Here is an 18,898-nt window from a genome sequence, read left to right as displayed (position 1 = left end):
CTCTCCTGAATCTCTTTCGATCGCTCGCGGCGATTGTCGATGCCCAGGATTGCATTGGCAAGGGCAGGCGCCGCCTCTTCTGTCGCCCGCCCCCGAGACGCCCGTGCCAAACCCCTCACACGGGTTGGATCTTCCTATTGCGGAAAGAGGATCTCCCCCAGGCCGAGGACCGCGTTGTCGCCGCCGTAGCGCTTGGGAGAACTGCCAAGAAGCGGGCGCTTCAAAATCCCCTCGCGAACCAGATATCGGTCGATGACCGTGGCAAAGACACTGTCCGGCGCACCGCATTCCACAAAGCTTGGCGACAATTTCTTCGGCGCGCGGTCGAGCAGAATCGAGCCTCGCCGCATCAGATAGCCCGGCATCTCGCCTGTGCCGCCGGCAATGACCAGCGTGCCGGCAATCATGCGGCTACCGGGATAGTCGCCCGCCCCCTTTAGTATCGCGATCAGGCCGCGCCGCATCCGATCGGCAGCCGAAGCGCCTGCCCTACCCCGAACGATGACGATGCCGCCGTTCATGCCCGCGAGTTCGCCGGCAAGCGGCGCGCCGAGACGATCGCCGGCATCGCCTTGGATTTCGATCCTGCCGCCGCGCATGCAGGAGGCCGCGTGCGGACCGGCATCGCCCTCGATCGTGAGAGCGCCGCCGCGCATCGCACGCCCGGCTTGCGTGCCCGCACTGCCGACGACCCGGATCGAGCCGCCCTGCATGCTTTCGGCAAGCCTGTCGAAACGGCCGCTGCCCCCCTCGAACACGATGTTGGAGGCGTCGGTACCCGCAACACGAAACAGGTCCCCCACCAGCGAGCCCCGCTTGGACATGCCGACCGGGATCTTCGCGATATCGCGTCTTGCCTTGCCTGCCAGCCGTTCCGGCGTCAGCGGCGACAGGTCGAGGCGTTCCGGCGGTTCGGAGACCAGCGTGAAGGTCAGCGCTTTCACGGCAGCAGGTCCTTCAGATGGTAGTGGAACTTGCCGAGCTTGCCGCCGTAATTGCCGGCGCTGATGCGGGAAGCGCCCTTTTCCGGTCCAAGCTCGGTAACGGCCCTGATGCCCGCCCGCATCGCCTCGGCAACGGCATCGCTGGTCTCGCCGTCGATGACGATCTCGAGAACCGCATTGTCGCCCGGCCCGAGTTCGCTTTTGGTCACGCCGCGCAGCGTCGGCGCAAAGGCGTCGTTGGTTGAGGCCGTCATGCCCTTGTACTTGCTGCCGACCTTCGATCCGGAGCGGACAACACCGCCCGGAAACGGCGTGATCGCGCCACGGACCTTGCCGATCGCGGCCACCGCCGCCTCCGCGGCCGCCAGCGCATTTGCGTTGTTCGCCGCCAGGAGCAGCATGTTGCCGCCGCCGACCGCATCCTTGGTCAGTCCGGCCGTCGCCTCGCACAGGAATTCGCCATCCATCACCGGCACCCGCCAGAAGTGCCGCCCGCCGAATTTTTTCGAGATTTGCCACCCGTCGCCGAAATAGCGCAGCGACGTGCCGAGCTTGAGTTCGGCGACGCCCGTAAGATCGGCAAAGCACGCGCTGCCGGGCGAGGTCAGCACGCACTGGCCGACACGGTTCAGCACCTGCTTTGCCAGTTCGTCCGTTGAGACCGCGAAGACCATCACCCGACAGCCGGGACGGCCGTCGGGGGTCGCAGAGGCCGGCACATCGACATCGATGGCTGCCTCGCAACCGCAGCCGATCACCGAAGTGGCGTAGCCCGTCATCGAAATAGCCGCCTGCCGCGCCCATTTGCGGTTAGGGCCGGTGATGAGAAGCGCGGTGGCGCGCATGCCGAAGGCTTCCGCGAAGGTGTCGTCGATCTTGACGCCGTTGACCTGCAGGGTCCGTTTCAGCTTCGGCATGGCACCTCGCGGAAGGGTTCTTCGCGCGCGATCGCGGAATCAGGGAAGGTGAACCAGTCGAGCGACAGGCCGTAACGCTGCTGATGATAATCCTCCAGGCGCCGCACCATCGCCTTGTCGGGGGGCGGATTGAGCCTCAGCGCCCTGCCCCAGCGATAATGGGTGATCTCGCCTTCCTTGACCACCAGATCGCCATTCTTGAAGACGAAGGCGGCCGCGCCCAGCATCTTCGCGATATCGTCGCCGCGCCGGTAGATGGCGACATCGGCGATGGCACCTGCGCCGAGATGGCCCCGGTCGGTAAGCCCGAGCAGCTTCGCCGGCGCCGCGCGCGTCATGATGGCGATCTCCTCGAAACTGTATTCGCGATCGATGGAGGAAAGTGTCGACAGCCTCAATGCCGCCTTGGGCAGCGCCGCTGCGGCCTCCTCGCGCGCCGCACGGTTCATCAGGAGTTCGAACAATGCCGGGTAGGTAGTGAAAGGCGCGCCGTTCGGATGGTCGGTAGTGAAGAACACCCGCCACGGATCGGTGATGAGCAGGAAAAGCTCCAGGCCGATCGCCCACTGCATGGAGCCGTAGAAATTGTTGCGATAATTGTACGGCACGACGCCGCCGCCATTGCCGTCCCCATCATGGATGACGGTCTTCTTCGGGCTGGCGGTGCCGCGCGCGGAGAATTGCCGGAGCACATCCGAGGAAATGGTGACCGTCTGGCCGAACATGACCTGGCCGATGTCGATGGTGACTTCCGGCGTACTGTTGACCAGTTCGGCAAGCCGTGCAGCGGCGGAGGAGAATTTGCGCTTCCCCTCTTTGCCGTAGCTGTAGAACTGGAGATGGGCGAGATGCAGCGGCAGCCCTTCCGCCGCCGCGATCGTCTCGGCCGCCGTGTCGGCGGCGCCGGCCGCGCCAAGATTGTTGCAATGGACATGCAGCGGATGCGGGACGCCCAGTCGGTCGACGGCGGCCTGCAATGTCTTCACGATCCTGCGGGAACTGACGCCATAGGACGGCACCACATCATCGAAGGAGAAGGTGCGCACATCCTCCTTGAAGGCCGCCGCCGCTCCGGCATTGATGACCTTGACGCCGAGCGCCCGCGTCGCGCCGATGGTCCAGGCGACGTAATCCTCGATCATGGCCGGCGATGCGTCGTCGCGGATCATCGACAGAATGAAATCGTCATTGCCTAAAATGGCGAGCGTCGCCTTGTCGATGATGGGGATGTCGGCGAGTTCCAGATGGGTGTGCAGCGCCGCGCCCGGCGACATCGCCGGCTCGACCACGGTGGTGAAGCCCATCTTGGCGTAGAGACAGCCGGTCTCGAAGGTCGACCAGCCGGCGTTGGAGAGCGGCGTCGCCGCCGGCCTCGGCAAATGCGCGGCGTGCTGTTCGGGCAAGAGCAGCCGAGCCGTGTTCACATTGCCGCCGCCGATATGGGAGTGGATGTCGATGGCGCCTGCCATGACGATGCAGCCAGTGGCATCGAGGACGCGATCGGCCACGCCGCCTTGCGGCGCCTCGACGATTCTTTCGTCCTCGATCCACAGATCGCCCTTGCCGGCGCGGTGGTTGGCCGGATCGATGATCTCGCCGCCGGAAATCCGCGTCAGCATGGCCACCCCGCTTCGGGGCTGACATGCGAGCCGATCGAGCGGATGATCTCCGCTGCCGAAGGAAGGGTGGTGGGAGCAGTCGCCACAGCGGAATGGAGCGTTCCCGTGCGGGCGCTATAGACGACCGCGTCGTGATCGACGCCGGCCTCGCCGATAGCGATGGTCACGGCCGCACCGGCAACCGGCTTCGGCGTCTTCGTAAGCACGATGAGCGGAACGCCCTTGCCCTTCGGGGCTGGCCCCGACTTCCCGCGCGCAATCCTGAGATGAAGGTCGGCCTCGCCTTCCGCGATCATGCGCTCGATGTCGAAGCGCCACGGATCGAATTCCGGAAAGCCGCGCCCGAAGCCAGTGCGCGGCGCAAAGCCGGTCATCCACGTGGAGGCCAGCGCACCGCCCCAGCCGCTTTCGCTGGCCGGTAGATGGAGGCTCGACGCGCGCCCCTTCCGGTTCAGGTCTGCGACCAACCCTTGCAGCATTTCGAGTGCAAATGTGTCCGAGGTCAGTCCCGAAAACAGGAAGATCGGGAATTTCGCAGCCGCAAGCGCGGCGGCGAAATTGTCGAACTTCGAAACCGGCGTAGATACTTTCCGGCCCGCACATTGTGCCCTGAGCGCCGCAAGGGTGGCGGCGAGACCCGCCTTCCCAACGGAAAGCCTGGTCGCTTTCGTGCCGTTCAGGAATGAGGGCATCGCACCGCCAGTGCCGATAAGGAAGAATTCTCGCGCGTTCTTCTCGGAAAGATCGGGAACGGAGTTGGCGAGGTCCGCCAGGAAGCCGTCATAGGCTTCCGGCAAGTCGCCGACGATCACCACCATGTCGGCCCGGCGGCGCGCTTCGCCGGGCGCTATCGTCATCGCGCCCTTGTCGGTGAAAAGCGCGGTCTCCCGCGCCAGCGCCGCGCCCTCGACATGGTCATAGGCCGCACCGACCTGTTCAGCGAGCGCGATCGCCGCGCGCGTTCCATGAATATCCGTATCGAAACTGAAAACCGGGCACCGGCTCGACCCCAAAAGCGCCGCGGCATGCGCAACCGCGTGCTCGACCAGCGTTTCCCGGTTGCCGATCCATGCAACCGCCATTCACTGCGCTACTTTCTGGTGCCCGCCTGATCCTAGATGAAACAGGATTAGCCGTGAACCCCCACAATTCCGCAATTATGTCCCCGTGGCGGATGATTTCAGCGCTCAACAAGGATTGCCAGCGGACATTGTGTCCCATCCGGCGGCGATAGGTGGGAAAGCCCGTCGCACCAGGAAACCTCAGTCATATTTGATATAGGCGAAGCGCTGGTCGGTCGGCGGCGTTCCTTCAAGCGCACCGCCTTCCTTGCCCGGCTGCCAGTGGACGACTTCCTCGATCTTTTTTGCCAGTTCGAAATCCTTGTCGGTCACGCCTTTAGCCGCGTGGTTCTTCAGCCGGACCTCGACCCAGGCATAGGAGGCCGTGATGTCGGGATGATGCCACGCGGCCTCGGCCAGATGGCCGACCGTGTTGATGACCATCAGCGTCGATTTCCAGCTATGAGTCTTGTATTTCCGCCGGATCCAGCCGTTCTCGTAATGCCAATTCGGAAGTTCCTTTTGCAGCCGTTCGGCGATCTCGGCTTCCGAATAAACCTTCTCCTTGCTGGCTTCACTCATCTTCAAACTCCGCGAAATGGAGGCCACGGCACCAAAGTAGCAGGTGCCGAAAATGCCCGTCCGGCTTGCCCGATCAGCGAAAACAGCTATCATGCTGAAGGGCACCTGGACTTCCGTGAGCGCTTATCATGCACCCAACGGGGGGCAGATGTCGAATTGTGTGACCATAAGGGTGCCCGCCCGCCTGCATCTCGGTTTCCTTGACCTTAACGGTGAAGTGGGGCGTCGCTTCGGCAGTGTCGGCCTGCCGCTCAGCGAGCCGGAAACGGTCGTCACCCTGTCCAGATCCGCCGAAACCGGCATCCATGGCCCGGAATCCGAACGTGCCGGCAGGCATCTGTCAGCGCTCTGCCGGCATCTCGGCATACGGACGAACCACAGACTGGTGATCGAGGAGGCGATCCCGCCGCATGCCGGCCTCGGCTCGGGCACCCAGATCGCGCTTGCGGTTGCGGCCGCGTTGCGCACGCTGCACGGCCTGCCTCTTGATCCCGCCGGCGACGGCGTCTTTCTCGAACGCGGCGGACGCTCGGGCATCGGCATCGCCAGTTTCGAATCCGGCGGTATCATTATCGATGCCGGCAAGGATGACAGCAACGCGCCGCCGCCGGTCGTCGCGCGGCTGCCTTTCCCGGATGATTGGCGCATCATCCTGATCCTCGACCACGCCGGTCATGGGCTGCACGGGGAGAATGAAGTCGCCGCTTTCCGCTCCCTGCCGCCCTTTCCCGCGGCTGAAGCCGGCGAGATATGCCGACGGGTGCTGATGGGTGTCATGCCGGCGCTGGTCGAGCGCGATCTTCCTGCCTTTGGAGCCGGCATCTCGGCGATCCAGCTGATGATCGGCACCCATTTCGCCCCGGCGCAGGGCGGCGTGTTCACTTCCAAGCGGGTCGAGGCCCTTGCGCGGAGCCTGGCCGATGCCGGGGCGGTCGGCATCGGCCAGAGTTCGTGGGGACCGACCGGCTTTGCCTTCGCACCCTCCGCGGCGGCGGCAATGGAAATGGTTGGCGCCGTTCTCAAATCGGTCCCCGAGGGGATCGAAATCAGGATCGTGCGCGGCCGGAACGCAGGCGCAACGATCAATTCGACGGAATTGAACCTCGTCGGCAGTTGATTTCAGGCACGGCGGCCGATCGCAGTCACACGGAAAGAGGAAACATGGCCCGCAAGCACATATTGCACATGCTGACACCGCTGAAGCAGATGAGCCCGTTCGATGTGAACATGGCGCTCGACGCCGGCTTCGATGCGGTCGTGCCCTATGTCGGCGTCGACCTCAGGGAGGTGACGGGGCTGGTGCAGGACGCCATCTTCTCGCGCCCGCCCGATGCAGGCGTTGATACGGGTATCTTCATCGCTGGCAAGGATGCTTTGCTGGCGCTCGACATGTTCGACGCGGCCAAAAAGGCGATGGTCCCGCCATTCAAGATATCGGTGTTCGCCGACCCGGCCGGTTCCTTCACAACGGCCGCGGCCATGGTGGCCAAGATCGAGAAGGCGCTGGAGAGCAAGTTCCAGCGCGGCTTGAAGGGCACGCGCATCAGCGTCTTCGGCGCGACCGGGGTCGTCGGCTTCTGCACGGCCGTCATCGCCTCCAGGGAAGGCGCCAACGTCACGCTCGCGGGCTATGACGGCGCCGAAAGGGTGAAGAGGATCGCAGCCGGGATGAAGGATCGGTTCAAGGTCGACGTCGGGGCGGTTGACGGCTCGACCGATGCGGCCAAGAAGAGCCTCGTCGACGACAGCGAAGTGGTGCTGGCTTGCGCCAGGGCGGGTATCCAGGTGATCTCGAAGCAGCAATTGAAGGGAAGCGGCCTCCTCATCGCCGCCGACGTCAATGCCGTCCCTCCGGCCGGCATAGAGGGCCTGGACGTCCATGCCAACGGCGATCCGCTCGAAGCGACAAAGGCTGTCGGCATCGGCCCGCTCGCCATCGGCAATGTCAAGTATAAGGTGGAGTCAGGCCTTTTCAGAAGAATGATCGATTCCGAAAAAGCGGTCACTCTCGATTTCCAGGATGCGTTCTCCCTTGCACGCGAAATCGCCAAATAGCGGCACACTCCTGATCGCCGCGATTTCCGGACGCGCGCTGGCAGCGGCGGCGCGGCGGGCGGGTTATCGTCCGCTGGTCGCCGACTTCTTCTGCGATATAGACACAATCGCGCTGGCCGAACGCACGGCGAAACTGCCCGGCGATCTGCAAAACGGCATAGATGACAGCCGCATGGTCGAGATGCTTGGACAATTGGCAGGCGACGACCAGCCGCTCGCAATCGTCCTCGGATCGGGCTTCGAGCGAAAGCCGGACCTCGTCGACGAGATCGCACGGCACTATCCGCTCGCCGGCAATGACGGCGCGGCGATCCGCCGGATAAAGCACCCCGGGATGCTGGCCGCCGACTGCGCCGAACTCGGTATCCCGCATCCTGCCTTTCGCTGGGAAGCGCCGCCGGATCCCGAGAACTGGGTCGTCAAGACGATAGGCGGCGCCGGCGGTGCCCATATCGCGCGTGCCGATGGGGCGGTCATCGCACCGGGCCGGTATTTTCAGCGCTTCGTCAAGGGCGAAAGCATCTCAGCGCTTTTCATCGGCGATGGCAAAGGCGCGCGCATCATCGGCTTCAGCCGGCAATGGACATCCCCTGCCCCGGCCGCGCCCTATCGTTATGGCGGCGCGGTGAGACTGAGGCGCTTCGACCGCGAGCAGGCGACGATGATCGACGGCTGGCTTTCCGGCCTCGCGCAGCGTGTAGGCCTCGTCGGCCTGTGCAGCGCGGACTTCATCCGAAGCCCCGACGGCTACCGGCTGATGGAGATCAATCCACGGCCCGGCGCCACGCTGGACATCTTCGACGACATGGATGCCCCGCTGATGAAAGCGCATCTCGATGCCGCGTCCGGCAGACCGTACCGCCTGCCGCGTTTCGCCGACTCCATGGCGTCGATGATCGCCTATGCTTCGGCACCGATCGCGCGTTTTCCTGCCTTTGCATGGCCCGACTGGACGGCGGACCATCAAACTCCCGATACGAGCCTCGTCGCCGGCGACCCCGTCTGCACGGTCTTCGCCCGCGGTCCGAGCGCCGACGCCACAAGCAGGGCCGTGAAAGCCCGCATCGCGCAATTGCGGCATCAGTGGGAAGTGGCGACCCCCAGTCCTAACCCCTCCCCACAAGGGCAGAGCAATCACGCAGGGCATTCGCGCGGCTTCGTACCCCCACCCCTAACCCCTCCCCACAAGGGGGAGGGAAACGCCGGCACCACTTCCGAGCTAAAGTCATCGAAGTTTATGCTATGCAGCGCCGAGCCAAGTCCACCTCCCCCTTGTGGGGAGGGGTTAGGGGTGGGGGTAAACGACCGCACGGCTTCCATATGCGATCGCCCTGACTGGGCGGAGAGCACGCCATGAAGGACGGCTGGGCTTCCTTGAACGAGAATGCTCGAGGCATCGCCGACGGCATGGCACGTGATGCCGAGCGCCTGCGGATCGCCGTCTCGAACGGCCCCCTCGGCGAACGCCTGATCGATGCTGGGGCAAAGGTCACCGGCGGCGTCGAAGCCGGACTCCTGATGGCAGAAGCCGCGATGGGCGGCCTCGGCACCGTTTCAACGATGATGGATCGTAACTCGCGAAAATGGCCGCTCACGGTGCAGGTCCGTTCCTCCCAGCCCGTCCTTGCCTGCCTCGGTAGCCAATATGCCGGATGGAATCTGTCGGACGAAGGTTATTTTGCCATGGGCTCCGGCCCGGCGCGGGCATTGGCACGAGTGGAGCCACTTTTCCAGACACTCGCCTATCGCGACACCGCCTCCACCGCCGTCCTGGTGCTCGAAACGGCCAAGCCACCGCCGCAGGCAGTGGTAGAGAAAGTGGCAAAGGCCACCGGGCTTGAGGCCGGAAAGCTGACCTTCCTCTTCGCGCCGACGCAAAGCCTTGCCGGAACGGTGCAGATCGTGGCGCGGGTGCTGGAAGTGGCGCTCCATAAGGCCAACGATCTCAAATTCCCGCTGGAGGACATCGTCGACGGCATCGGCGCGGCCCCCGTCCCTGCCCCGCATCCCGATTTCCTGACCGCGATGGGCCGCACCAACGACGCCATCATCTACGGCGGCAGCGTCCAGCTCTTCGTCAAGGGTTCGGCGAAGGACGCGGAAGAACTCGCGCAACAACTGCCGAGCCGCGCCTCGCGCGACTACGGCCAGCCCTTCGCCGAGATATTCTCCCGCTTCAAGGGCGATTTCTATGCCATCGACCCCTTGCTGTTCAGCCCCGCCGAGATCATCGTCACAGCGGTCGACACCGGCGATACATTCCGCGCCGGCGAGCGGGATCTTTATATGCTCGAACGGAGTTTGGGATAGGTGCGTCCTTCGAGGCTCGCTCCGCTCGCACCTCAGGATGAGGGAGGTTTGTGCTCGACGTTCCCTACCTTGTGAGGTGCAGAAGATCGGCGCACAACGATTCTCGTCGTAAAGTATCAGCGGGACTAGCGCCCTGCCGTCCTCATCCTGAGGTGTGAGCGGAGCGAGCCTCGAAGGACGCACCATCTGCTAAATCTGCCAACGCACAGTGATTGAATGATCCCACGCATCCTCATCGCAAGCGACACGACGGGCGCGCAAACCAAAGGTCTCGCCGCGAAACTGAGACGGCGCGGTGCCGCCGTTGCAACGGCGCCGCTCGCGGCGATCGGCTTCGACACCGAAAGTCTAAGCGGCCTTTCGATCCCGACATTCGGCGGCACCCTTCCGGATGCCGTGCTTGTCCGCTCGGTAGCGGCCGGATCGTTCGAAGCGATCACGCGCCGCCTCGGCGTGCTGCATGCGCTGAACAGGCTTTCGGTGCCGGTATGGAACTCGGCTCAGGCGATAGAACGCTGCGTCGACAAATCGATGACGACCTTCCTTTTGCGGAACGCCGGCGTGCCGACGCCATCGACCTTCGCCGTCGAAGGCTTGGAGACGGCGCAAGCGGTCGCGGCGCGCGAACTTGAACGGACGCCACTGGTGCTGAAACCGCTCTTCGGCGCGCAGGGACGCGGTATAAGACTGATCCGGACGCTTTCCGACCTGCCGGTCGAGGAAGAGGTCGACGGCGTCTATTATCTCCAGCATTACATTCCGCGCGCCGGTCCGCCTTTCCACGATTTCCGCGTTTTCGTCTGTGCCGGCAAGGCGGTGGCGATGATGAGCCGCCGAGGCGAGGGCTGGATCACCAATGTATTCCAGGGCGGCGTTCCGGAGCGGATCGAGGGACACGACGAAACCGAACTGGAGCGCCTGGCAATCGCCGCGACGGCGGCCGTCGGTGCGGATTTTGCCGGCGTCGACATCGTGGCTGCGGAAGACGGCGCGCTTTTCGTGCTCGAGGTCAACAGCATGCCCGCTTGGTCAGGATTGCAGTCGGTCGCGGCTGTCAATATCGCCGATATCATCGCCGAGGCTTTGCTGGCGTCCCTGGCCGCTCGTAGCCAACCGGATGAGGCGGCAAGACCGTACCGCCTCGCCGCGCCGGCTAATTCGTGATGGCATGACCCAGCCGCGCGAATATCTCCAGACTGCCTATGAAGATGCCTGCCGCCTGGAGATCGAGGCGCTGAAACCTGGCAACGTCCATGTCTTCGCCGACGGCCATCGCATGTCCGCCGGGCAGTTCCTGGAGAGCGCCAGCGTTTCGGCCGGCCCGCTCACCGACCCCGGTCTTTCGGTAGGGCGGCGCATCCTGGAGGCCATTCGTGCGACACGTAAAGCGGTCGGCACCAACACCAATCTCGGCATCGTCCTTCTCGCCGCGCCTCTGATCCGGGCGGCCGAGATGCCGGGCCACGATTTGCGCGTCAATCTCGGCGCGGTGCTCGACGGCGTGGACATGGACGACACCGCCGCGGTGTTCGAGGCGATCGCTCTTGCCTCGCCGGGCGGGCTCGGATCGGCGGAGAACGACGTGCGCGAGAAGCCCAGGATCGGGCTTCTGGAGGCCATGCGCGAGGCCGCCGGCCGGGACATGATCGCCCGGCAATACATCACCGGCTTCGCAGATGTATTCGACATCGGGCTCGCCGCCTACGAGAACGCGCTTGCGCGCGGCGAAGGCGGCATGTGGCCGACAATTGCCGTCTACATGTCGTTCCTCGCAGGCTTTCCGGACAGCCACGTGGCCCGCAACCATGGCCTGGAAACCGCAAACGAGGTCCACAGGGAAGCCGCCCGTCTCAGGGCGGCGCTGCTTTCGGAAAAGGATGAGGCAGGACGTTTGGAACTGCTGCTGGGCCTCGACCGCCGGTTGAAGGCACAGGCCATCAATCCCGGCACCTCGGCCGACCTGACGGTAGCTTGCCTTTTAGTCCACTTCGTCGGCCATCGCCTTGCATAATGAGCATGTTAGTGGTTCAATTTCGGCAGCGGAAGCTGGTGCTTTCGCGGCTATCTAGCCAACCGGCCCGGAAATCCGGGCGCTGCCAACAAGGATAGCTGTCCATCGAGCGCTCGCTCGGTTGCGGCGTCTGTGGGCACCATTTGTGTCTTGGAGGAAATTGGCATGGCAAAGATCTCGAAAGTAATGGTCGGTGAATCGCTGGTCGGGGACGGCAATGAAGTGGCCCACGTCGATCTGCTTATCGGGCCGCGCGGAAGCGCCGTCGAATCAGCATTCTGCAACGCGCTCACCAACAACAAGGACGGCTTCACCTCGCTTCTGGCGGTGATCGCGCCTAACCTCGCCTGCAAACCCAATACGGTGATGTTCAACAAGGTCACGATCAAGGGCGCCAAACAGGCTGTCCAGATGTTCGGACCCGCCCAGCACGCGGTGGCGAAGGCTGTGCAGGACAGCGTCGCCGAAGGTGTCATCCCCGCCAATGAGGCAGACGATGTCTTCATCTGCGTCGGCGTCTTTATCCATTGGGACGCCGCGGACGACGCCAAGATCCAGAAGTTCAACTACCAGGCGACCAAGGAAGCCATCCAGCGTGCCATTGCCGGCACGCCGACGGCGGCGGAAGCCACCGCACAGCGCGACAGCGTCAAGCATCCGTTCGCGGCCTAGACAAGAGACAGCCCCGCACAGGCAAAACCCTCTGCAGAGCCGGATGGTCTGTTGCGCCGGCTGAAACGGCTTCTGGGCCTCTGAGTTCCGGCCGAAGGGTGCCACGCTCTTCGGCCGTTCCAGTGCCGACAGGATTCAGGCGCGGAGCGACGCCAGTTGCTCCGGCGTGAGTGTGCCGTCATGCAGCGACGTTGCCACCAGTGCGGCGGCGATGCCGAGCGATGAGAGCGTGCGGATATCGGCTTCGTTGCGCACGCCGCCAGCCGCGATGATCTCGCGATCGCCGGCCTTCGCCCTGATCTCTTCCAGGCGCTCGAAATCGGGACCGGCCGCGGCGCCAACCTTGGCGAGCGTCATGACGATTATCCTTCGCGGCCAGAGTTCCGGCTTGTCGAGAAAGGACGCCGGGCCACGAAAGCCGTCACCGAAGAAATCGAGCGAGAGGATCAGGTTCGGTTGGTCGCGGTAGCGCTGAAGCAATGCGTCGTCGTGCTGCGATTCCGTCCCGAGCACGGGATAGACGGAAGGTTTGGCGAGCGCCGCCGAAAGCCTTTCGGCGTCGGCAAAGCCCGCATCGACCCAAAGCTGCGGCGGCTCGGCCATCGCCCTGAGACGGTCAAGCGCGGCGCTGTTCGGTTCGCGGCCTTCGATGGCGTCGAGATCGGCTACGTAGAATATCGGAAAGGGGTAGAGCGTGCGCAGGCCTTCCGCCACGGCAACGACATCGGAACTGGCGCTGAGCGGCGTTACGATCGGCCTGTACTGGTCGCGCCGCCCCTTCGCGGCACGCACGACCTCGCCGCCTTTCAGATCCAGGACAGGAATGACGTGCATGGTTTTACTCCGGAATCTCAATTCGTTTTCATGAAAGCTTGAAGCATGGAAAAAGGAAAGAGCATCGTTGCCGGCTTCGACGTCGGTGGCGCGCATCTCAAGGTAGCGCGAGCGGAATCGGGCCGCGTCGTCTTGGCCCGGACCTTCGCTACGCCGATTTGGCAAGGGCTGGACAGCCTGGTGTCGGCTATCGGCGAGGCGGCGCCCCTTTATGCCGACGCGGATACGCTCGCCTTCACCATGACGGGCGAACTGTCCGACATCTTTCCCTCCCGCGATGAAGGCGTCGCCGCGCTGCTGGACGAGATTTCGCGGCGTTTTCCCTCCGGCGACAAGCTTGTCTATGCCGGTCGCTCCGGCTTCGTCGGCATTGGACAAGCCGCGCAACTCAGCGCCGATGTGGCCTCTGCCAACTGGCATGCCACCGCTTCGCTGGTGGGAAAACTCGCGGGCGAGGCGCTGTTCATGGACATGGGCTCGACCACCACGGACATTCTGCGGATAAAGGACAAAAAGGTTGCGAACGAAGGCTACACCGATGCCGAGCGGTTGCTGACCGGCGAACTGGTCTATACCGGCTTCACCCGCACCTTTATTTTCGGCGTCGCATCGGCGGCCCCTGTGCGCGGGCGGATGACGCCGCTGATGAACGAGTATTTCGCCTCGATGGCGGACGTGCACCGGATCCTCGGCATGCTGGACGAGAAGGACGACAAGCATCCTTCCGCCGACGGCAAGGAAAAGACGGTGCAAGGCTCGATCGCGCGGCTGGCGCGCATGGTCGGGCGCGATGCCGCCGACCTTTTGCCCCTCGAATGGCTGGATATCGCCGGCTGGTTCAGCGAACAGCAGTTACGCAAGATCCACGACGCGGCTCTGCTGGTCTCTGGAGGGCTCGCTTCGGATGCACCGATCGTCGGCGCCGGAACCGGCCGTAGGCAGATCGCCCGGCTGGCGACCCGCATGGAGCGCCGTTTCATCGATTTCGCCGACCTCATCCCGGCCAATGAGGACGTGCGCGCCGAAGCAAGCAGCGCCGCCCCCGCCGCCGCCGTGGCGTTGCTGGCGGGAACATTTTAGACGAGATTGTGTAGGCCTTGATCGTCACGGCTGTCGAGGCATGGATTCCCGACACTCTCCGCTCCCTCCGGTCGCTCACAAGGCCGGGAATGACGGAATACATTTTATGCCTCCGCTATCCTCGATCTTTGGCAACTCGCGCAAGTGCAGGATGACGGTCGTCATTCCTGACCTCGTGAGCGACCGGAGGGAGTGGAGAGTGTCAGGAATCCATGCCTCGGATTCAAACTTCAAGCCTGCTCGAACTATCTACGAAGACGAAACCACGCGCCGAACAGAGCTCAACCGCCCGCGAAATACCCCTCCACCTTCTCCATCAGCCAGCCCCAGGCCTCGCGCTCGTCGGGGCTGGCGGTCTTCTCGATGGCTATGGACAGATAGGCAATCTCCGCCTCAATCTTCTCGCGCGGCAGCATGGAAAGCCGGCTGACCAGGATCGCAAGCTCCAGCACGGCTGCCTTCGCACGGTTGAACCCGGTGAAGGGCGCGTGCATTTCCTCCTTCACCACGCAGCAGAAATGGCGCGGACGCACGCTGTCGTCGCTGACGCTCTCCACCTGAAGCACCGAATGCGCCAGCGCCGCCGCAAGCCGGGGTACCGGGAACCCGTCAAGCGGAACGGTCGGCCAATCCTTCCGCCCGGTGAGACAGCCGGCGAAGATCCGCACATCGTCCGTGTAGTTGGCGATCGCGAACGGCACCTCGCCGAGATTGTCGAGTGTGACCGAGGGCCGGAACGGCGCGATCACCCAGCCGTCCCGCTCGGCGATGATGCCGATTGGCGCGATATGGACCTTCCCGCCACGATCGATGGTGGTGATGATCGTTTCGCGGATATAGGGCACGACCTATCGCTCCTTCTTCGCACGCAGCGTATGCCCCGCCTCGGCGAGGCGGGCACGGTCCTGCTCGGGCGTCGGCGCCGCGACGCCCCACGACAGCGGCTCGTCCTGCGCGTAGCGCTTGCCGAGGCGCCAGGCGATCTCGGCTTTGGTAAGTTCGGCGCCGAGATAAAAGGCATGTGCGCCATCGGCTTCCACGCCGAGTTTCGGAAAGAGGTCGAACGCATCCCGCGCAACCTCATGCCCCTTTGCATTGAAGATATGAACGCCGTCCTCGGCGGTCATGATGCGGAAATTGGCGTCGCGCACCTCGCCCGCCAGCGCCTCGATATCCTCCGGTGCAGCCGTGAACGGCTTGCGGTCATGCGCCTGCAGCAGGCCCGGATCATAGCCGCGCGGCAGCGCGCCGTCGGCCTTCGCCGCAAAGAGAATGCGGCGCGCGATATCATGCTCCTCGACCGTGCGTACCGTATGCGGCGAGACATGCACGACAAGCACGTTGCGGATCTCAAGCTCCGAGCACAAGCCGGCCAGCACCGCCGTGACGCCGGAACTGTCCGCGTCGGTCAATTCCGTGAGGTTGCCGGTGCCCATCAAAAGTTCGACTTCAGGCCAGCGGCGGCGCGCCTCGATGAAGCGGCCGAGCGAGGCGGCGAAACCGAAATGGATCGGATCGAGCACCGGATCGGCAATGAAGGGGATATTGGCGCGGCTTGCCGCCTCGATGACGCGGCCGAGCGAATCGAGATCGCCTGGCACGGAAGGGATGAGCACCGGAACGGCCGGATGGTCGAAGGCAAGCGGCAGGCTGTTCTCGTCAAGGCTGAGGAGATAGTCGGCACCGGCCCGCGCGCCCGTCTCAAGCTCTTTCCGGTCAGCCGAATCGACGCTGACCGACAGCCCCCTGCCCTTGAGCGCGGCAACCGCCTCGCCGAGCAGCGGGAACGGTGTCTCCGGCAGGCAGCCGAGATCGATGACGTTCGCGCCCGCGCTCGCAAGCTGGTCGGCACGCTTCACGACCTGGTCGAGCGAGAGCATCGACGCGTCCACGATCTCGGCGAAGATACGGATGTCGTAGCGCGAAAGATCGGGCGGACCGCCCGGCCGGCCGAGATAGGCCGGCAGGTCGGCAAGCTCATCCGGCCCGCGCTCGAAAGACACGCCGAAATGCGCAGACAGCGTCTCGAGGCTGCCGCGAAAGCGGCCGGGCAGGACGACGCGATCGACGCCTTCGGGCAGCACCAGGCGGCGCAGGACAATCTGCTCGCTCATCAGCGCGGCGACCTTCACGCCGATGTCGATGACCTCCCACGAGAAACCGGCATCACCCAACCCGGCGAGGACACGATCGAGGCGTGCCTTGGCGAGATGGCCGGTAAGGAAGGCAAACCGCTCAGCCATGGCTCTCAAGTTCGCGCCTGCGCGCGGCGACGGCTTCCGTCAATTCCGCAAGCGATTCCACGACGTGCGTGCGCTCAAAGCTTTTCAGGCGCTCGGTGTTTTCAAGGTCGATCGGTCGTGGATAGACCTTTACCAGACCATGCGGCGCCATGGTCTCCAATTCCGGTGCGGTATCGCAGGCGAAGACGATCGCCGGCACACGGCATTTGCCGGCCTGGGCGAAGACATTGGTGGCGATCGTATCGGAAATGCCGGCCACGCATTTCGCCACCGTGTTGGACGTCGCCGGCGCCACGACGACGGTGTGGTAGAGCCCATGATAGAAGCCGCCAACCGGCACAGCGCTCGCCGTCTTGTCGTGAAGCACGCGCATCGTGTCGGGGAAATCGAGTTTCAGCCCATACATGCGCAACACCTCGTTCGCGGCTTTCGAGACGAAGATATCGCAATGCTCGAGTTCGTGAATGAGGGCGAAGCTCTCGACGAAGAAATGGCCGGAGCCGGTTAATGCCCAGGCCCAGCGCGGCGAATGCACCTTTGCCATCAGCCGGCCCTGCGCAGCGGAACTGCTGCCGTTCTGATCTTCGTTCCGGGGAGCTTGCCGGCAGCGAGTGTCGACCGCGCACCTGCCGCATCGGCCGGACCAGCCAGGAAGAGGCCGACACCGCCAGGCAGCATGGCCGCGAAGGCGGGATCGACGATGCCCCGCGCCATGAGATCGGCGACACTGCCCTCCGCCGAGAAGGCGTCCGTCTGCTTGATCAGCAAGAGCGCTTCCGCTTTGATCCTGCCCGCGAGCCAAGCCGCTAGCGAGTCCGAGGTGATATCCCAGGAGGCCGGGATATCGGCTGCCCCGATCGTCATCGATGAGGGCAACCAGACCGGAATCTTTTCCTCATCGAGCGCGCGCTCCAATTCGTCCAGCGAGCGGGCCGGTGTCATTCGAGCCTGCCCGTCCATGATGACGCAGCCAAAGGCGTCCATGGCAAGGATAGCCATGGCGTGTGCGGCCTCGTCCGAGAAACCCAGGTGCTTCTGTTCCGTGCGCACGAGTTCGGCAAAGGGACCGCCGCCCGGCACGACGACCAGCGGCAACCGGGCGGCGGCGAGGGCCGCGATCCAGGTCTGCAAATCGGCACCATCCACGGTGCTGCCGCCGAGCTTAACCACAATGGGCTTAACCACATTGGGCTTGGCAACGACCGGCCTCAAGAGGTCGCACCCTTCTTGCGGTGCGCCCCGACGTCCGCGCCGGAATCGCCGGAAACCGCATCGAAGCGCGGCGCCAGTGTCTTCTCCGCGGCCCGCTTGCGCTCGATTTCCACACCGACGCCGCCCGGTCCGAGTTCCAGCTTCTGGACCCTGACCGTGACCCGCGCCACGCGCGGGCTTTCGAGTACGCGTGCCGCAACCTGCTCGGCGAGCGTCTCCGTCAATTGAACATGGCCGGAAGCCACGATGGCACGGATGCCGTCCATGATAATATCGTAGGAGAACACATGGCGCATGTCTTCCGGAGCGTCGGTCACCCTCAGCACGTCGGCAGAGACATCGAAACGCACCTTCTGGGTGTGGCCGTGTTCGAAGCTGTAGGCACCGATCTCGACCGGCAAGACGAAATCGCTGACGAAGATGCGATCGGTGCCAAGCGCTGGGTCAACGGAGCCCGGCGAATAGCCGCGCGCCGCGAGCAGCCGGTAGTCGACGCCTGCGGTCGTATCCTCGCGCCGCTCTTCCGGAATAAGCGCGCGGATACGCCTGACGGCTTCCGCGCTGATCGCATTCGTGCGCCTGGAGCGATCACAAAGCGCCCCGCGAAAGCCGAGGAAATCCGGATGGAAAGGCAAAAGTCGCGGGATATCAGGCTCTTCGAGCGAGCCGCTCAGCCCCGTCATAAGACCGAGCGATTTACTGCGGCGGACGAACGGAGGGATCCGTTCGGGCAGCAAATGGTCGAGCAACCGGCCCTTCGACTTGTCGGCTGTGTCGAGCATGGCGCCATGGAAACCATTCGCCGCAAAAGCGGACAGAAGTTCGAAATCAGGAACGAGATCGGCAAAGAGCACGGCAACGACTTTGGTCCGGCTGGCGAGCCCGGCGAGCGCTCCCGCGCAATCCGCCGCCTTGCCGGACGGGAAAAAACCCACCTTCACGTAGTCGATGCCTGTCGCGGCGATCGCCTCCGCCGTAGCACGGATCGTTTCGGGCTCCATCGGCAGGTCGCCGCAAACCGCGCTGACTGGCGCCCGGCCAGCGATCAGGCGACGGAGCCGGCCGATCTCCTCGACCGGCAGAGCGCCGAGCGATCCGGCTCCGGGATCCTTGAGGTCGATGATATCCGCGCCGCCGGAAAGGACAATTTCCGCCTCGTCGGCCGTCCTGACGCTCGCCAGCATTCTGGTCATGGATCGAGCCTTTCCGGGCAAGAAACAGGACGGCGGCTGTGGTTCGGAAATCCGATTTCCCTATTCCGGTTGCCTGGCCCGGCAACATGGACACGCATGCGCCGCTCCAAAAAGAACGGCACAGGGCTTGCGGAACGAAAAGGCTGGGCTACACTCATCTCGGCA

Annotated in this window: 19 protein-coding genes; 8 read left to right on the top strand and 11 right to left on the bottom strand. The window is 64.2% G+C overall.

The window, feature by feature from the left end:
- Window positions 1-134: 134 nt before the first annotated feature.
- The 5 genes from RBH77_RS12535 to RBH77_RS12515 all read right to left on the bottom strand — a co-directional run bounded on the left by RBH77_RS12535 (window position 135) and on the right by RBH77_RS12515 (window position 5,123).
- Window positions 135-944, bottom strand: coding sequence for a formylmethanofuran dehydrogenase subunit C (locus RBH77_RS12535; RefSeq protein WP_311027924.1), 810 nt, complete (start codon window positions 942-944; stop codon window positions 135-137).
- Window positions 941-1,861 carry a formylmethanofuran--tetrahydromethanopterin N-formyltransferase gene (gene fhcD / locus RBH77_RS12530; protein WP_311027923.1) on the bottom strand — a complete coding sequence of 307 codons (921 nt, stop codon included), beginning with the start codon at window positions 1,859-1,861 and terminating at the stop codon, window positions 941-943. Before fhcD ends, RBH77_RS12535 begins: the two co-directional genes overlap by 4 nt.
- The gene (locus RBH77_RS12525) at window positions 1,849-3,480 is read right to left on the bottom strand and encodes a formylmethanofuran dehydrogenase subunit A (RefSeq protein ID WP_311027922.1); all 1,632 of its coding nucleotides are present in this window, start codon (window positions 3,478-3,480) and stop codon (window positions 1,849-1,851) included. The genes fhcD and RBH77_RS12525 overlap by 13 nt, the downstream gene beginning before the upstream one ends.
- Window positions 3,474-4,562, bottom strand: a complete 1,089-nt coding sequence (locus tag RBH77_RS12520; RefSeq protein ID WP_311027921.1) for a tungsten formylmethanofuran dehydrogenase — start codon at window positions 4,560-4,562, stop codon at window positions 3,474-3,476. The genes RBH77_RS12525 and RBH77_RS12520 overlap by 7 nt, the downstream gene beginning before the upstream one ends.
- Before the next feature lie 180 nt (window positions 4,563-4,742).
- On the bottom strand, window positions 4,743-5,123 hold the full coding sequence (locus RBH77_RS12515; RefSeq protein ID WP_311027920.1) for a 4a-hydroxytetrahydrobiopterin dehydratase: 381 nt from the start codon (window positions 5,121-5,123) through the stop codon (window positions 4,743-4,745).
- 148 nt (window positions 5,124-5,271) lie between these two features.
- Between RBH77_RS12515 and RBH77_RS12510 the strand changes: the two genes are divergently transcribed.
- The 7 genes from RBH77_RS12510 (at window position 5,272) to fae (ending at window position 12,171) form a co-directional block, all read left to right on the top strand.
- The gene (locus RBH77_RS12510) at window positions 5,272-6,240 is read left to right on the top strand and encodes a beta-ribofuranosylaminobenzene 5'-phosphate synthase family protein (protein WP_311032525.1); all 969 of its coding nucleotides are present in this window, start codon (window positions 5,272-5,274) and stop codon (window positions 6,238-6,240) included.
- Between the two features lie 44 nt (window positions 6,241-6,284).
- Window positions 6,285-7,178, top strand: coding sequence for an NAD(P)-dependent methylenetetrahydromethanopterin dehydrogenase (locus RBH77_RS12505; RefSeq protein ID WP_311027919.1), 894 nt, complete (start codon window positions 6,285-6,287; stop codon window positions 7,176-7,178).
- The gene (locus RBH77_RS12500) at window positions 7,156-8,535 is read left to right on the top strand and encodes an ATP-grasp domain-containing protein (RefSeq protein ID WP_311027918.1); all 1,380 of its coding nucleotides are present in this window, start codon (window positions 7,156-7,158) and stop codon (window positions 8,533-8,535) included. Before RBH77_RS12505 ends, RBH77_RS12500 begins: the two co-directional genes overlap by 23 nt.
- The gene (gene mch / locus RBH77_RS12495) at window positions 8,532-9,488 is read left to right on the top strand and encodes a methenyltetrahydromethanopterin cyclohydrolase (RefSeq protein ID WP_311027917.1); all 957 of its coding nucleotides are present in this window, start codon (window positions 8,532-8,534) and stop codon (window positions 9,486-9,488) included. The genes RBH77_RS12500 and mch overlap by 4 nt, the downstream gene beginning before the upstream one ends.
- Before the next feature lie 216 nt (window positions 9,489-9,704).
- Window positions 9,705-10,652, top strand: coding sequence for an ATP-grasp domain-containing protein (locus RBH77_RS12490; protein WP_311027916.1), 948 nt, complete (start codon window positions 9,705-9,707; stop codon window positions 10,650-10,652).
- A gap of 4 nt (window positions 10,653-10,656) precedes the next feature.
- On the top strand, window positions 10,657-11,499 hold the full coding sequence (locus RBH77_RS12485; protein ID WP_311027915.1) for a triphosphoribosyl-dephospho-CoA synthase: 843 nt from the start codon (window positions 10,657-10,659) through the stop codon (window positions 11,497-11,499).
- A 165-nt stretch (window positions 11,500-11,664) separates the two neighbouring features.
- Window positions 11,665-12,171 carry a formaldehyde-activating enzyme gene (gene fae / locus RBH77_RS12480; protein WP_311027913.1) on the top strand — a complete coding sequence of 169 codons (507 nt, stop codon included), beginning with the start codon at window positions 11,665-11,667 and terminating at the stop codon, window positions 12,169-12,171.
- A 135-nt stretch (window positions 12,172-12,306) separates the two neighbouring features.
- Here the strand turns inward: fae and RBH77_RS12475 are convergent, their stop codons facing one another.
- Window positions 12,307-13,005 carry a HisA/HisF-related TIM barrel protein gene (locus tag RBH77_RS12475; RefSeq protein WP_311027912.1) on the bottom strand — a complete coding sequence of 233 codons (699 nt, stop codon included), beginning with the start codon at window positions 13,003-13,005 and terminating at the stop codon, window positions 12,307-12,309.
- Window positions 13,006-13,050: 45 nt separating this feature from the next.
- Here RBH77_RS12475 and RBH77_RS12470 point away from each other — a divergent pair, with 45 nt between their 5' ends.
- The gene (locus tag RBH77_RS12470) at window positions 13,051-14,085 is read left to right on the top strand and encodes a hydantoinase/oxoprolinase family protein (protein WP_311027911.1); all 1,035 of its coding nucleotides are present in this window, start codon (window positions 13,051-13,053) and stop codon (window positions 14,083-14,085) included.
- A 281-nt stretch (window positions 14,086-14,366) separates the two neighbouring features.
- Here the strand turns inward: RBH77_RS12470 and RBH77_RS12465 are convergent, their stop codons facing one another.
- The 5 genes from RBH77_RS12465 to RBH77_RS12445 are packed head-to-tail and all read right to left on the bottom strand — an operon-like array spanning window position 14,367 to window position 18,733.
- Complete coding sequence (locus RBH77_RS12465; RefSeq protein ID WP_311027909.1) at window positions 14,367-14,930, bottom strand: DUF447 domain-containing protein; 564 nt, start codon at window positions 14,928-14,930, stop codon at window positions 14,367-14,369.
- 3 nt (window positions 14,931-14,933) lie between these two features.
- Window positions 14,934-16,328, bottom strand: coding sequence for a DUF6513 domain-containing protein (locus RBH77_RS12460; RefSeq protein ID WP_311027907.1), 1,395 nt, complete (start codon window positions 16,326-16,328; stop codon window positions 14,934-14,936).
- Complete coding sequence (locus tag RBH77_RS12455; protein WP_311027906.1) at window positions 16,321-16,872, bottom strand: flavoprotein; 552 nt, start codon at window positions 16,870-16,872, stop codon at window positions 16,321-16,323. Before RBH77_RS12455 ends, RBH77_RS12460 begins: the two co-directional genes overlap by 8 nt.
- A complete protein-coding gene (locus RBH77_RS12450) occupies window positions 16,872-17,540 on the bottom strand; it encodes an amino acid kinase family protein (protein ID WP_311027905.1) in 669 nt (222 codons plus the stop codon). Before RBH77_RS12450 ends, RBH77_RS12455 begins: the two co-directional genes overlap by 1 nt.
- Window positions 17,537-18,733 carry a (5-formylfuran-3-yl)methyl phosphate synthase gene (locus RBH77_RS12445; RefSeq protein WP_311027904.1) on the bottom strand — a complete coding sequence of 399 codons (1,197 nt, stop codon included), beginning with the start codon at window positions 18,731-18,733 and terminating at the stop codon, window positions 17,537-17,539. The genes RBH77_RS12450 and RBH77_RS12445 overlap by 4 nt, the downstream gene beginning before the upstream one ends.
- Between the last annotated feature and the right edge of the window lie 165 nt (window positions 18,734-18,898).

The sequence above is a fragment of the Mesorhizobium koreense genome (assembly GCF_031656215.1).
GTDB lineage: Bacteria > Pseudomonadota > Alphaproteobacteria > Rhizobiales > Rhizobiaceae > Mesorhizobium_L > Mesorhizobium_L koreense.
Note: the sequence above shows the minus strand (reverse complement) of the source record. Positions and strands in the feature narration are given on the sequence as shown.

Coding starts and splice junctions, on each gene's coding strand:
- fhcD (WP_311027923.1), bottom strand. CDS start 1,861: ATGCCGAAGCTGAAACGGACCCTGCAGGTCAACGGCGTCAAGATCGAC.
- RBH77_RS12525 (WP_311027922.1), bottom strand. CDS start 3,480: ATGCTGACGCGGATTTCCGGCGGCGAGATCATCGATCCGGCCAACCAC.
- RBH77_RS12520 (WP_311027921.1), bottom strand. CDS start 4,562: ATGGCGGTTGCATGGATCGGCAACCGGGAAACGCTGGTCGAGCACGCG.
- RBH77_RS12515 (WP_311027920.1), bottom strand. CDS start 5,123: ATGAGTGAAGCCAGCAAGGAGAAGGTTTATTCGGAAGCCGAGATCGCC.
- RBH77_RS12510 (WP_311032525.1), top strand. CDS start 5,272: ATGTCGAATTGTGTGACCATAAGGGTGCCCGCCCGCCTGCATCTCGGT.
- RBH77_RS12505 (WP_311027919.1), top strand. CDS start 6,285: ATGGCCCGCAAGCACATATTGCACATGCTGACACCGCTGAAGCAGATG.
- mch (WP_311027917.1), top strand. CDS start 8,532: ATGAAGGACGGCTGGGCTTCCTTGAACGAGAATGCTCGAGGCATCGCC.
- RBH77_RS12490 (WP_311027916.1), top strand. CDS start 9,705: ATGATCCCACGCATCCTCATCGCAAGCGACACGACGGGCGCGCAAACC.
- RBH77_RS12485 (WP_311027915.1), top strand. CDS start 10,657: ATGACCCAGCCGCGCGAATATCTCCAGACTGCCTATGAAGATGCCTGC.
- fae (WP_311027913.1), top strand. CDS start 11,665: ATGGCAAAGATCTCGAAAGTAATGGTCGGTGAATCGCTGGTCGGGGAC.
- RBH77_RS12475 (WP_311027912.1), bottom strand. CDS start 13,005: ATGCACGTCATTCCTGTCCTGGATCTGAAAGGCGGCGAGGTCGTGCGT.
- RBH77_RS12470 (WP_311027911.1), top strand. CDS start 13,051: ATGGAAAAAGGAAAGAGCATCGTTGCCGGCTTCGACGTCGGTGGCGCG.
- RBH77_RS12460 (WP_311027907.1), bottom strand. CDS start 16,328: ATGGCTGAGCGGTTTGCCTTCCTTACCGGCCATCTCGCCAAGGCACGC.
- RBH77_RS12455 (WP_311027906.1), bottom strand. CDS start 16,872: ATGGCAAAGGTGCATTCGCCGCGCTGGGCCTGGGCATTAACCGGCTCC.
- RBH77_RS12445 (WP_311027904.1), bottom strand. CDS start 18,733: ATGACCAGAATGCTGGCGAGCGTCAGGACGGCCGACGAGGCGGAAATT.